Source organism: Kitasatospora sp. NPDC088264, from assembly GCF_040685715.1.
GTDB lineage: Bacteria > Actinomycetota > Actinomycetes > Streptomycetales > Streptomycetaceae > Kitasatospora.
The window spans coordinates 118,328-131,031 of record NZ_JBFBIR010000013.1 but is presented as its reverse complement, the minus strand read 5'-3'; the positions used below and the strand labels follow the sequence as shown (position 1 = coordinate 131,031).

Sequence of the window (12,704 nt, the reverse complement as noted above, 5' to 3'; positions counted from 1 at the left end):
GCGCTGCTGGGCGCGACCAGCCGGACCTCCGCGATCCTGCTGGCGCTCGCCGCTGGCATCATCAAGATCGACAGCACCAGGCCCGGCCCGATCACCGACCCGCCGCAGCTGACCGGCCCGCAGCTGTCCGTGCTGCTTCTCATGGCCCGCGACCTGCCCACCAGTGGCATCGCCTCGCAGCTGGGCATCAGCATCGACACCGTCAAGGGCCACACCCGCACGATCTTCCAGAAGCTCGGCGCCCAGCGCCGCCACCGCGCCGTCGTGCTCGCGGCACGGGCAGGCCTGGTACCCGTCCCCGGGGTCGATGCAGCTCCGGCCCTCACTGCCCGTCAGCCCCGCCCGCCGGCTGAATCCCCTCTACCCACCAGCATCAGGAGCCATCCGTGACCCTCGAACCGCCCCGTGCCCCGGCCAGCACCGACGATCTGCTGAAGCACGGCACCGGCCCAACCCAGCAAGGCTTCCTCGGCCTCGCGCGCGAAACCCGGACGCAGGCCGCCTACTGCCCCGAACTCATCAGCGGCACCCTCCAGACCCCTGACTACGCCCGCGCGGTCCTGAGCAGCGTCGTAGGCCTCCATCAGCTGCCCGCCAACGTCGAGCAGGGCGTCAGCGCCCGCACCGCCCGGGCCGGCTACCTCGGTGCGGACGGCCGCACCTACGACGTCGTGCTCGGCGAGCAAGCCCTGCTGACGGCCATCGCCGAGCCCGCGGTGATGCGCGCCCAACTCCGCTACCTGCTCGGCCTCCTAGGAACGCCCGGGCTGAGCGTGAGCGTCATCCCCGCACGCGCCCAACTGCGCGTCTACCCGGGCGGATCCTTCACGATCTACGACGGGATCCGCGTCGAGGTCGAGGGCTACGCCGGCCCCCACACCATCACCGACCCGGACCGCGTCGCCGTCTTCCAGCGGGCCTTCGAGTTGCTGCGCGACAGCGCCCAGGGCGCGCCTGCCGCCCGGGATGTCATCACCGCCGCCCTCAAGCTCACCTGACCTCAACAGACCGACAGCACTCGCCACCATCCCACTCGCGGAGGCCAGTTCATGAGCGTCATCACCATCGGCTCCTACAACGTGGAACACGACGGCTGGACATCGGACGGCAGGGGCGGCGGCCACCTCGACAAGTGGTATGCCGCGCACGAGGAGCTCGGCAAGATCCCCTTCGACATCCTGTTCCGTCAGGAGATGACGCACTCCCGGGAGAACGGGAAGCGGCTGCTGTTCGAGGCCGAACGTATGCTCGCCATGCGGGGTTTCCTTGCTCCCAGCGAGACGAAGGAGTCTCCCAACCCGCCGGGCATCTTCATCCGCCCCGACACCTTTCGCGTCATCGGCGAGTGGCCGCAGGAGAACGACTGGTGGCACGCGCCCTGCGCGATCCAGGTGAAGTTCGCTGAGCACTCCACGCCGATCCATCGCGCCTCCGTACACCTGGGATCCCGTGCCCCCGAGCGCCGGCAGATTGAGGCCCGCAGCATCACGACCTGGAACCGTCGCAACCTGGCGGTGATCATGGGCGGCGACTTCAACTCCTACAGCAACTCGGGCATCGAGTTGCAGGCGTTCCCCAGTTGGCCGGACCTGCTCGACCGCGGCCACCAGGAGCACCGCACCCGGGGTGGTGTGGAGACCGATACCGAGCCGGACCGCATCCTCACCGCTGTGGGTCTGGACGACGTCGCCGTGCACGCCGCGCGCCACCTCGGGCAACTGGACGCCCTTGCCCCCACCGCCAGCCTCCATCCCGAGATCACCCGGCGCCAGGGCCCGCGCCAGCGCATCGACCAGCAGCGCGTCTCCCGAGCCCTGCTGCCCGCGCTGCGATCCTTCACGGTCGTGCCGCTGCCGTTCTCCGACCACGCGCTGACCTACTCCGTATGGGACTCAGACGAGTTGCTCGCCGGCCTGGAGCGCCACCCAACGTTCGACTACCGCCACTCCACGCCGGTGTGAGCCCACACGGCATCCGCCGCCGGCGATCCCGAGGGCTGCAAGGCACGGCACCACGCCGGGATCGAACTGATGTCGCCCCGATCGAGTGAAGCGTCCGGCGACACGCCGCCCGTTGTCGGCTGGCCCTGCCAGGATCGTCACTCCAGGCCAGTTCCGACGGGCGTTCGTCGTCAACGCCCGTGCTATCAGGAGGCCTTGTGTCCAGTCGACTGACGGTCAGTGTCGTGGTCCACGACCGCGAACTCGACCGGATCGTCACCGTCCACTACGGCTCGCGCAGCTGGCATCCTCAGCCGGCCTGGACGCTGCCCGGTGGCAAGGTCGACCCAGGCGAGAGCGCGGACCGGGCGGCAGCGCGTGAACTGCACGAGGAGACCGGCTTGGTCGTGGCCCCGGCCGACCTGCGCCTCGACCGGGTCCTGCACGTCGCCCAGGGCTGGGACGGCCACGGCCAGTACGTCCACTTCCTGTTCGCCGCCGAGCGGTGGCACGGCGAGCTGACCAACCGGGAGCCACACAAGCACCTGGAGGTCCGCTGGTCGCCCATCAGGGATCTGCCGACGCCGATGTTCCCCAGTACGGCCGGGGCGCTCGCCGGCTACCTGGAGGCCGGCCCGCTGTTCGTCCCGCTGGACTGGCCCTCGCCAGGGGCCGAGTAACGCATCAGATGCCGCCCCAGCTGCGTCCCACCCATCTCGTCGCCACCACGAAAATGAGCAGCGACCGCGTGACCACCCGCCACCCCTGCAGGTAGCGAGGCCCGCTCTCCTTTATGGGTAGGGCGATTGGCGTCGCCTGAAAACCCCTTGCTCCCCGTCCGCCTGCTTGGTGGGATGCAGGGGCTCGACGGCGTGAGGGGACAGCTTGGCGGTGTTCGGATGTGCGGGCTGCGGTTCGGTCCTGACGGCGGCTGCGTCGGAGGTGGCGTTGCCGATCCACCTGGCCGATACCCACTGGGAGAAGCTGCACCCACCCCTGCTGGCGGCCGGGTCGTACGCCGTGGATCCCGCGCCGTACGGGCCGCCGTGGCGGCAATGGGACGAGGTCGGGGCGCGCGAGGCGGCGGATCGGGGGCGCTTCGCATCGTTCGGCGCGCTGTCCGACGGACCGTCTGGCACCGTCCTCCTCGCGCCCGGCGACATGCGCGGCATCAGGTTGATTCTCGAGCGGGCCGGGGGCTACTGCATGGGGATCGACGGGAGGGACGGGCCGAACCTTGCCTGCCTGGGCTGTGATCTGCCGGTCGGAACGAGAATGGATGACTGCGGGTGCTGGCAGGTTGTCCGGCTTGTCCCACAGGCGGTGGTGCGGCTGCCCGGCCCGCTGGAGCGGCCGGTCATGGACTGGGCGGAGCTGCTGGCCAGCGGTGCACTGTGGCACCGCCTGAGCGACTACCGGGACATCCCGGCGGGCGTGGCTCTCGCCCAGGTCGTGGCGGCCGCCGAGGGTGGGCCGGTCGAGGTTGCACCCGGGCCGGTCGCTTTGCTCCTCGGCCGCGCACTCGGCGAGTTGCTGCCCGCCGGGGAAGGTCGGAAGCGGCTGGATCTGGCGGGACCTGGGTTCGGCGAGCCGGCTGCCGACCTGGCGCTGGTGCCGGTCCATCCGCAGACCGGGGAGGTGTGGCAGCCGCGCGCCAGGGCGGTGCCGGTACCCATGGATGCCGCGCTCTGGGCCGAGCTCGCCTTCCCGCCGCACCAGACCCGACTGCCGGTGGTCGGCGGGCTACCGAAAGGCGTGGAGCGGGACGACCCGCTGCCGCCGCACCCGTGGTACCCGGTCCAGCCGTCCTGGGAGGCGTTCCGGTACACGCTCGCAAGGATGCCCGCAGTCAGGGAGCCGTGGCTGCGGGCGATCTACGACCGCGGACGCTGACCCGTCATCCACGAGCACACCGGGCCGACTCGAAAAGTTCTTCAAATTCGCGCCCCCGCAGCCTCCCACAACAGTGCCGCAGACGGTCTCCAGGGGGCCGCGGCGGCAGTGCGGCAGCAGTGCGCACCCCCTACGACCGGAAGCTCCGGATCGCCCCGCAGTAGCCCGTCCACGACCTCATCAAACCGGCGCTGACCTGGTCTTTTCCCGGAAATCTCGTAGGCTGGGGAGCTCTGTCGGACACCCTCGGAGGGGGCATCATGAACGAGGAATCCAACCCGTACGACGCCAGCGCGATCGTGGTTCTGGAGGGCCTGGAGGCCGTCCGGAAGCGACCCGGAATGTACATCGGATCGGTCGGTGAACGCGGCCTGCACCACCTGGTGTTCGAGGCCGCCGAGCGGGCGCTGGAGGAGATCCTCGGCGGCACCGCGAGCCGTGTCGAGATCACCCTCACCGCCGACGGCGGCATCCGCGTCGCCGACGACGGCACAGGCCTCCCAGTCGGTCACGCGGGCCACAGCGACGACCCGTCACTGGAGCGCCTGTTGACCGTCCTCTGCTGCGGGGCACAGCTTGCCAACCGGCGCTCGCTGTTCGGTGGCTCCTTCGGCGTGGGCCTGGCCGTCGTCAACGCACTGTCGAGCCGTCTGACGGCCGAGGTACGACGCGACGGCGCCCGCTGGACACTGGAGTACGAGCAGGGCGTAGCCGTCGCGCCGCCCGCCCACGCCGGACCGGCCGACGGCAGCGGAACCGCGATCACCTTCCAGCCCGATGCCGAGATCTTCGAGACGCTGGAGTTCTCGTTCGACGCGCTGGCCGAACGCCTCAGGGAACTGGCTTTCCTGAACCGGGACTTGGACATCACCCTGACCGATGACCGAAACCCCGCGGCACCCCGGGCCGTCCGCTTCCGCTTCCCAGGCGGCCCCAGGGACCACATCGCCGAGCAGGGCACCCCCCTCCACCCGGATGTGATCAGCTTCGAACGCGAGTACCCCGACATCGAGGGAACCGTCGAGGTGGCCCTCCGCTGGTGCGACTCCCGCGAGGAACGCATCGCAAGCTACGCCAACAGCCGGCAGACCAGCGGCGGCGGCACGCACGAGCTCGGTTTCCGCGACGGCCTGACGGCCGCGCTCAACACCTACGCCCGGGAGCAGCAGTTGCTCACCCCGTCCGACCCCGATCTCACCCCCGCCCAACTCGGAATGGGCCTGACGGCGGTCGTGTCGGTCAAGCTCGATCACCCCGAGTTCGAAGGTGCCACCCGCGACCGCCTGGGCAACGGGCCCGTCCGCGCCTGCGTCGCCGAAGCCGTGCGAGAGCACCTGACCGCCTGGCTCCGCGCCGACCCGGTACAGGCGACGGCAGCGCTCACGCGGATCTCGAAGACCACCTTCCACTGACAGCAGCACACCGAAGACTCCGAAGCCCAGGTCGGGGATGGTTCCCGGCCTGGGCTCTTCGGGAGGTGCAGACGGGGCTGGGCATCGACCAGGCCCGCGCTCGGCTCGGCCCGCAGCCGTCGGCCCCACCTTCGCCGCCGACAACAACGGCTCCACCAACTCCGTCCGATCGCACTCGGCGAGGGCGCCGGCGGCCAGGATGGACAAGGGTTCAGCCTCGCCGGAACCTGGGTCAACCGTACGCATGGGCGATGCCGGCGCTGACTGAAAGTCCCACATAGCGGCGCCACGATCCTGTCGTCCTTCGACCTGGTGATCGCTCCGTCACGGGATCTGCCACTCGGAGTACGCCGAGGCGCTCTCTACGGAGAAGACCTCGCCCGTGCCGTCTCGTGCGCGCGAGTTGTGGGCAACTGACAAGTGCGCCATATGGCACCAGCCGCCCTCATCCGCACCTCCTCCACCGCGTGCGACTCTGCGACAACAGCCCCTCCCGAGCACTTGTCAGCCGGCGCCCACCTCGACCGAGACGACGCCGCGGCGGGCGCGCGATCTTCAAGCTGACATCTGACACTCCATCAGCTAAGTCAGCATTGAGTCAGCATTGGTCTGACTAAACCCGGCTACAGATGCCCACACCTGAGACTCACGGCCGACCGCCAGACGCATCGTTCAGCACCACGAGCGCCCTTCCAGGGCGGTGGATCGCAGGCAACCCGGACCGCGATCCACCGCGACTGAGCACCTCGCCTCATAGGGACCTAAGCCCAGGTCAGCGCGCCCGCCCCCGTGGCTTCAGGGGCAGTTGGGGTACCTCCGGAGCAGCCAGCCGGGCGCCGTCGTAACCGTGCACCTCGCCGAACCTCGTCCCGTTCATCCACTCCTCGCGCGCCTGCCTGATCTCCTCGCCGGACCGGCCGATGAAGTTCCACCACATGAGGATCTGCTCGTCGAAGGGTTCGCCGCCGAGGAGGAGGACGGCGGCGTCGGTGCGGGCGTGGAGGGGGAGTTCGGGGCGGCCGCAGCCGAGGTAGAGCATGGAGCCGGGTTCGACGCGGACGCCGTCGACGTCGACGCTGCCGGACATGGAGAGGACGGCGTACTCGAAGTCGGGGACGAGCGGGAGCTTGAGGTCGGCGCCCTCGGTGAGGGCGAGGTCGGCGCCGACGAGGGGGGTGTAGGCGGTGCCGGGCGAGGTGGCGGTGTCGAGGGTGCCGAGGATGACGGTGCCGTGCAGGCCGGGGGCGGTGACGACGGGCAGGTCGCCGTGGTGCTCGAAGGTGGGGGCGGTGTGCCGGTGGGCGTCCGGGAGGGCGACCCAGAGCTGGGCGCCGTGCAGGTAGCGGGCGTGCGGGCGCGGGGATTCCTCGGAGTGGGAGATCGCCCGGCCGGAGGTCATCAGGCCCAGTTCGTACGGGCGGACGGTCTGGAGGCTGCCGAGGCTGTCGCGGTGCAGCACCTCGCCCTGGTGGAGCCAGCTGACCGTCTGGAGGCCCATGTGGGGGTGGGGCGGGACCTGCATGCCGGGTTCGTCGGCGATGTCGTCGGGTCCGTAGTGGTCGACGAAGCACCAGGCGCCGACCATCCGGCGGCCCAGGTTGGGGAGCAGTCGGCGGACCATCGTGCTCTCGCCGAGCTGGACCTGACGTCCGGTCAACAGATCCTTGACCGGTCCGGTGTCGGCCTCGCGGCCGCAGGTGGTCGGGGAGGGCTTGCGGTCGAAGTTGCTCATGTGCGGTTCCACCACCGTGCGGAGAGGGGCCGGGCGAGGGGCGTTCGCCAACGATCATCCCTGACGACCGCTGGATCCTCCACCCCTCGCCGGGCGGGCCAGGCCGGCCGGGCCCCTGGATGACGGCCGGCCCGGCCCCTGAACAGCCCCGTCTCTGAACGGCCCGGCCCCTGAACGGCTCCGTCTCTGAACGGCTCCGCCCGGGCTCAGTGCCCGCAGGCCCACCAGGCGTCCGCCGAGGCCTTGGTCGCGAGCTCCCGCAGCTTGCGCACGGCCTCGGCCGGGTCCTCGGCCCCGTACACCGCCGAGCCGGCCACGAACACGTCGGCGCCGGCCTCGGCGCAGCGCTCGATGGTGCCGGCGGAGACGCCGCCGTCGACCTGGAGCCACAGTTCCAGGTCGTGCTTGGCGATCAGCTCCCGGGTGCGGCGGATCTTCGGCAGCATGATGTCGAGGAACGCCTGGCCGCCGAAGCCGGGCTCGACGGTCATGATCAGCAGCATGTCGAGCTCGGGCAGCAGGTCCTCGTACGGCTCGATGGGCGTGCCCGGCTTGAGGGCCATGGAGGCGCGGGCGCCCTTGGCGCGGATCTCGCGGGCGAGGCGGACGGGCGCGGCGGCGGCCTCGACGTGGAAGGTGACGGAGCCGGCGCCGGCCTCGACGTACTGGGGGGCCCAGCGGTCCGGGTCCTCGATCATCAGGTGGCAGTCGAGCGGGATGTCGGTGGCGCGGGCGAGCGACTCGACGATCGGGATGCCGAGGGTGAGGTTGGGGACGAAGTGGTTGTCCATCACGTCGACGTGCAGCCAGTCCGAGCCCCTGACGGCCTCGGCCTCGTCGGCGAGCCGGGCGAAGTCCGCGGACAGGATGCTGGGGTTGATCTGCGCCATTACCGACTACCTTCACACGAGGGTTCACTGGAGGGCTGCGGCGTCCCGGGAGCGGGCACCTCGTCCCATCATCTCGCGCCGCCGCCCCGCCGGGCGCACACCGGGACCTCCCCGTGACCGTCATCACACCCGGTCCGGGATTACCGTGGCCGCCGCCGTGGTCATCAGCACTGAAGCGGCCCGCGCGCGCCCGATCCGTCGGCGCCCGCCGAGCCGCCCCGTCCGGCCGGGTTCGCCCCGCCCCTCTCCGAGGAAGGTCCTTCGATGGCCGATCTCGTCCACCCCGCCCGTGCCCTGTGGTGGCTCTTCGAACCGGTGCACTCCGTCACCTACTTCCTGCCCGAGAGCCGCGAGGCCTACGAGGCGGCCGGACTGCACGGCGGCTGGCGCGGCTACTTCGCCAGCCGGTCGGCGCCGCTGGGTGCGGTGGACGCGCCGCCGGTGATCGCCGCGTTCTTCAGCTTCTCCCCGGCGATGGTCGAGCGCGCGCTGCCGGAGGTGTGGACGCACGCCAGCCCGGAGGAGGCGCTGGCCGCCCGGCTGAAGGGCTCGGCGGGGGCGCTGGCCCGGCTGCTGGAGCACGTGGACCCGGCGCAGGTCGAACTGGTGGTGGAGGCCCTGGAGCGGGCCGCTGGCCGGCTCGACTGCGTCGGCCGGGTGCTGGCCGCCGCCAACGCCGCGCTGCCCCGCCCCTCCGGCCTGTACGAACGGCTGTGGCAGGCCGCCACGGTGATGCGCGAGCACCGCGGGGACGGCCACGTGGCGGCCCTGGTGGCGGCCGGCCTGGACGGGTGCGAGGCGCTGGTGGTCCGGTGCGCGATGGATGTCCGGCGCGAGATGCTCCAGCCGATGCGCGGCTGGACGGACGAGGAGTGGGACGCGGCCGCGGCGCGCCTGGTCGAGCGGGGCTGGCTGACCACGGCGGGCTCGGTGACCGAACTCGGCCGGATCCGGCACCAGTCCCTGGAGGCCGCCACCGACCTGGCCGCCGCGCGGGTCTGGGAGGACTACCCGCGCGCCGAACTCGACCGCCTGGCCGCCGCGTTGAAGCCGATATCGGCGCTCTGTCGCAGCCAGCTCCCGGTCAACCCGGCCGGCCTGCCGGACAACCCCTGATCAGCCCCCGATCAGCTCCTGATCAGGGGCTGATCAGGTCCCGACCAGCCGCCGGTCAGCTCCCGACCGGTTGCTGGTCGGGAACCGATCGGGCGCCACCCGCGCCACCCGCGCCCGGCGGGCCGAGGACGATCCCCCGCCCGGCGTAGAAGCGCTCGAACGACCGCCACGGCACGTGCGCGAAGGACTGCGACTCCCCCGGGAATCCGGACGGGTTGTGGATCACCACCGCCGTGTCCGTGGCGCCCACCACCAGCACCAGGTGTCCGCCCCGCCGCACCGGTGCCGGACCGGCCGGCTCCCGGATCGCGGGATGCACCGACACCATCACCAGCCGCCCGCCGGCCACCTCGGCCGCCAGCTCCGCGGGCGCCAACTCCCGTGCCTGCGCGGCCAGTCCCCACCGCCGCCGGACGTAGTCGGCGAACGGCGTGTGGATCAGTCCGCGCAGGCTCTCGCCGTCCCGGACGTAGGCCCCCGCCGCCACGCACTCCCCGGCCAGCGTGAGCGCCGGCGGCGCCAGGCCCCACCAGTGGTCGAGCGCCATCCGCAGGCAGGCCACCCCGCACAGCCGCCACGACCACCACGCGTACTCCTCCGGGGTGGCCGCACCGGACTGCCCCCACCGAGGGTCCTCGGCCGCGTCGACCTGCCCGTCGATGATCACCCGCACCAGTTCGGCCGACTCCCACTGCGCGTGGTACGGCACCTCGTGCACCACCGGCCCGCCCGTGGGTGCGCCGCCCGCCTGTGCGCCCGCCGGTGCCCCGGTCGATGCGCCGGTCGGCGCGCCCGCCCGTACACCTCTCGGCGCGCCCGCCGGCATCCCGCCCTGCTCCTCCGCCATCCCCCGACGCTCTCACGCCGCAGCGCCCGGGCCGACCCGCGACACTCCCTGAGCGCCCGGTGAGCACCCCTACTCGGGCACCCGCTCCCCCGAGACCTCCTTCGCACCCTCCTTCAAGCCCTCCTGCCGGCCCTCCTTCGAGCCCTCCCGCCGGCCCTCCTTCGAGCCGTCCTGCGGGCCCTCCCCCGACCGGTAGGCCAGCCGCTGCGACGCGCGGCGCCCGCGCGCCTCGAGCGGCAGGGAGCCGGTGGCGCCCGCGAGACCGAACGGCGGCATGTCGAAGTAGATCGACTCGTACCCGCCCTCCGGCACCACGTACGTCTCGTGCCACAGCCCGACGTGCCGACGGGCCTTCCCCTCCCGCAGTTTGCGGTTGACGATGCCCCAGACGCTGTGGTGGAAGCCGTCCGGCGCGCTCGCGTAGCCGTACAGCTTCTCCTTCGACTCCCAGTACTGGACGACGTAGTACGTGCGCGGCGAGGCGGTGAGCAGGATCCGCCCGCGCAGGCCGCGCTCGGGGCTGCGCCCCAGTTCGTACAGCATCCGGAACATCGCGAACATCACCGGGCCCCAGTGGTGGACGGCCCAGAAGCGGTTGATCCGCATGCCGATCAGCAGCACCACGGTGTCGCCGGTGGCGCCCGCGGTGGTGTAGCCCGGCGTCGGCTTGGCGAACATCGATCGGACGAACGTCGTTCCCATGGACATCTCAGCCTCCCGCACCCCATGTAATCGGTGATTACATCAGGGCCGGGAAACCCGGTCAAGGCTCACTGCACGCACAAATCGGTTACTGCGAAGGAAGGTTGGCGATTCCCTGGCCGAAGGTGTCGAGCACCTTCCCGGCCAGCTCCTCCGCCTCCTCCTCCGGCAGGTAGCCGTCCACGATCATCTGCGCCAGCCCGAACACCAGCGCCTGCCCGGCCAGCCCCATCAGCCCCGGATCCCCCGGGCGCAACCGGCCCGCCTCCTGGTCCGCCACGATCAGACCGGTGAACGCCCTGTCCATGCCGTCCAGTTGATCCCGCAGCTCCGGCTCCCGCGAGGCCACGAACACCCGCGAACGCACCAGATCGAACCGGTGCGGATGGTGCAGCGCGTACCGGACGAACCCGAGCCCGACCGCCCGCATCACCGACCCCCCGGCCGACCCCCCGGCCGGATCCACCGCCGCCACCTCGGCCTCCTGGCACCGCGCGAAGTCCGCCAGCACCCGGTCCGCCAGCGCCGTCAACAACGCCTGCCGGTCCGCGAAGTGGCGAAACGGCGCCCCCGCCGACACCCCGGCCCGCCGCGCCACCTCCCGCATGCTCACCTTCTCCTGCCCGTACTCGTCCAGCAGCTCGAACGCCGCGGCGACCAGCGCCTCCGGCAGCGATCCGTGGTGGTACGAGCTGCGCCCGCCAGGCCGTTCCGTCATGCCTGCCTTGCTACCACAGCAGGCCGCCCCACCAGGAAACCGTCACCCCACCGATCGGAGCCCCATGCCCACGCCCGCACCTACGCCCATGCCTATGCCCACGCCGGCCTCCGCCCCCCAACCCGCCTCCCGCGCCGCCGCCTTCGCCGCCGCCTACGCCCTCCTCCGCGCCTCCGCCACCCTCGCCGACCACTGGATCCAGACCGACCACCAGGCCGGCACCAAGGGCCGGCCCACCCCGGCCGGCCGCCGCGCCTGCACCGCACACGTCGCCGCCTACACCGCCACCCAGGCCGCCGCCCTCCTCCTCGGCACCCGCGCCCTCGGCCTCCGCCCCAAACCCCGCCGCCTCCTCGCCGCCCTCGCGCTGTCCGCCGCCACCCACTACCTCGCCGACCGCCGCGAACCCCTCCGCCGGGCGGCCGACTTCACCCGGCGGGGAGACTTCGTGCGGCTCGCCGACCACGGCATGAACGGCGCCTACCTCCTGGACCAGGCCTGGCACCACGTGTTCGAGACCGGCGCCGCCCTGATCGCCGCGACGTGACAACGGCCGTCCACCGCTCACGACAGTCCGCCGAGCCGCGCGGCGGCGGCGCGCAGACCCTCGGGGTCCTCGACCACGAGCCGCCCCCGCCGACCGGCCAGCGTCCCGCCGAACGGCGTCACCGACACGACCTGCCGTACCTGCTTGGCGCCGATGCCCAGGCAACTTGCGAGATCCCTTTGGACAACCGGAAGTTGGACGTCATTCGCCACACTCCGCGTAATCCCCTCCTCGTGGTCGAGCAGCGGCACAAGGACCCATGCGACCCGGGCCCGGTTGTCGCCGGGCTGCGCCAGCATCTGGGCCTCCCAGTGTCGGCCGGCGATGTACGACGAGATCGCCAAGCCGTAGTCGCGCTGGAAACCGGGGCTCCGAAACGTCTCCCCGGGCACGATCGCCACCTCACAGTCGGTGTACGCCGTCACCGTGGCCGTCCGCACGCCGAAACCGAGCACCGCGAGATCCCCGATGAGGTCGCCGCCACGCCGGAAGGCAAGCAGCCGCTTACCCGCACCGGCACGACCCCCGATCTGGTCGACCCTCACCACACCTCTGATCACGACGATCACGAAGGCGCCCACGTCGCCCTGCCCCACCAGCTTCCGGCCCGCCGGAAGCTTCCTCCGCTCGGTGCCCTTGAGGACGCCGTTCCACGCGGCCGGGCCCACGAGCGCCTGAAAGGTCCGGTTCGGGCCCATGAGCAGCCCCGACGAGGAGTTGTTGCACAAGTTCATGGCGGGAGATTAGGGGAGCGATCGCCAACCAAGGCCCGGGTAGGACGAGTTGGCGCATGAGGCGCGATCCGCCCGGCACCGGCTGCTACCCTGCCGCGCCCCTTCGCCGGCCACGAACCAGGTGTGGCGCAGGACACACCGCTAAGGGGTCGCGGGCCCCCTAATCCTCGCCG

Annotated in this window: 14 protein-coding genes; 8 read left to right on the top strand and 6 right to left on the bottom strand. The window is 71.7% G+C overall.

Annotation, left to right across the window (positions count from 1 at the left end; genetic code table 11):
• Nucleotides 1–3: 3 nt before the first annotated feature.
• From AB0O82_RS13690 to AB0O82_RS13665, 6 genes are all read left to right on the top strand, one after another.
• Nucleotides 4–390, top strand: a complete 387-nt coding sequence (locus AB0O82_RS13690; RefSeq protein WP_363583278.1) for a LuxR C-terminal-related transcriptional regulator — start codon at nucleotides 4–6, stop codon at nucleotides 388–390.
• Nucleotides 387–998, top strand: a complete 612-nt coding sequence (locus AB0O82_RS13685; protein WP_363583227.1) for a DUF5753 domain-containing protein — start codon at nucleotides 387–389, stop codon at nucleotides 996–998. The genes AB0O82_RS13690 and AB0O82_RS13685 overlap by 4 nt, the downstream gene beginning before the upstream one ends.
• 51 nt (nucleotides 999–1,049) lie before the next feature.
• Nucleotides 1,050–1,961 (top strand): hypothetical protein, encoded by a 912-nt coding sequence (locus AB0O82_RS13680; protein WP_363583225.1) that lies wholly within the window; start codon nucleotides 1,050–1,052, stop codon nucleotides 1,959–1,961.
• Nucleotides 1,962–2,158: 197 nt separating this feature from the next.
• Complete coding sequence (locus AB0O82_RS13675) at nucleotides 2,159–2,620, top strand: NUDIX domain-containing protein (RefSeq protein WP_363583223.1); 462 nt, start codon at nucleotides 2,159–2,161, stop codon at nucleotides 2,618–2,620.
• 211 nt (nucleotides 2,621–2,831) lie between these two features.
• Nucleotides 2,832–3,833 carry a hypothetical protein gene (locus AB0O82_RS13670; RefSeq protein ID WP_363583276.1) on the top strand — a complete coding sequence of 334 codons (1,002 nt, stop codon included), beginning with the start codon at nucleotides 2,832–2,834 and terminating at the stop codon, nucleotides 3,831–3,833.
• 260 nt (nucleotides 3,834–4,093) lie between these two features.
• The gene (locus AB0O82_RS13665; RefSeq protein ID WP_363583221.1) at nucleotides 4,094–5,245 is read left to right on the top strand and encodes an ATP-binding protein; all 1,152 of its coding nucleotides are present in this window, start codon (nucleotides 4,094–4,096) and stop codon (nucleotides 5,243–5,245) included.
• A 772-nt stretch (nucleotides 5,246–6,017) separates the two neighbouring features.
• Here AB0O82_RS13665 and AB0O82_RS13660 read toward each other — a convergent pair.
• Together AB0O82_RS13660 and rpe are read right to left on the bottom strand one after the other, a co-directional pair.
• Nucleotides 6,018–6,977, bottom strand: coding sequence for a pirin family protein (locus AB0O82_RS13660; protein WP_363583219.1), 960 nt, complete (start codon nucleotides 6,975–6,977; stop codon nucleotides 6,018–6,020).
• A 206-nt stretch (nucleotides 6,978–7,183) separates the two neighbouring features.
• Nucleotides 7,184–7,867 carry a ribulose-phosphate 3-epimerase gene (rpe, locus tag AB0O82_RS13655; protein ID WP_363583217.1) on the bottom strand — a complete coding sequence of 228 codons (684 nt, stop codon included), beginning with the start codon at nucleotides 7,865–7,867 and terminating at the stop codon, nucleotides 7,184–7,186.
• A 264-nt stretch (nucleotides 7,868–8,131) separates the two neighbouring features.
• On the opposite strand from rpe, the gene AB0O82_RS13650 reads away from it, so the two are divergent.
• Nucleotides 8,132–8,983 (top strand): hypothetical protein, encoded by an 852-nt coding sequence (locus AB0O82_RS13650; RefSeq protein ID WP_363583215.1) that lies wholly within the window; start codon nucleotides 8,132–8,134, stop codon nucleotides 8,981–8,983.
• Nucleotides 8,984–9,038: 55 nt separating this feature from the next.
• On the opposite strand, the gene AB0O82_RS13645 is transcribed toward AB0O82_RS13650, so the two are convergent.
• The 3 genes from AB0O82_RS13645 to AB0O82_RS13635 all read right to left on the bottom strand — a co-directional run bounded on the left by AB0O82_RS13645 (nucleotide 9,039) and on the right by AB0O82_RS13635 (nucleotide 11,250).
• Nucleotides 9,039–9,830 (bottom strand): C39 family peptidase, encoded by a 792-nt coding sequence (locus tag AB0O82_RS13645; RefSeq protein ID WP_363583213.1) that lies wholly within the window; start codon nucleotides 9,828–9,830, stop codon nucleotides 9,039–9,041.
• Nucleotides 9,831–9,899: 69 nt separating this feature from the next.
• Complete coding sequence (locus AB0O82_RS13640) at nucleotides 9,900–10,508, bottom strand: DUF4188 domain-containing protein (RefSeq protein WP_363583274.1); 609 nt, start codon at nucleotides 10,506–10,508, stop codon at nucleotides 9,900–9,902.
• Nucleotides 10,509–10,620: 112 nt separating this feature from the next.
• Nucleotides 10,621–11,250 (bottom strand): TetR/AcrR family transcriptional regulator, encoded by a 630-nt coding sequence (locus tag AB0O82_RS13635; protein WP_363583211.1) that lies wholly within the window; start codon nucleotides 11,248–11,250, stop codon nucleotides 10,621–10,623.
• 88 nt (nucleotides 11,251–11,338) lie between these two features.
• Between AB0O82_RS13635 and AB0O82_RS13630 the strand changes: the two genes are divergently transcribed.
• Nucleotides 11,339–11,797: a hypothetical protein gene (locus AB0O82_RS13630; protein ID WP_363583209.1), complete on the top strand. Its 459-nt coding sequence runs from the start codon at nucleotides 11,339–11,341 to the stop codon at nucleotides 11,795–11,797.
• A 17-nt stretch (nucleotides 11,798–11,814) separates the two neighbouring features.
• Here the strand turns inward: AB0O82_RS13630 and AB0O82_RS13625 are convergent, their stop codons facing one another.
• Nucleotides 11,815–12,531 (bottom strand): cyclic nucleotide-binding domain-containing protein, encoded by a 717-nt coding sequence (locus AB0O82_RS13625; protein WP_363583207.1) that lies wholly within the window; start codon nucleotides 12,529–12,531, stop codon nucleotides 11,815–11,817.
• Nucleotides 12,532–12,704: the final 173 nt, after the last annotated feature.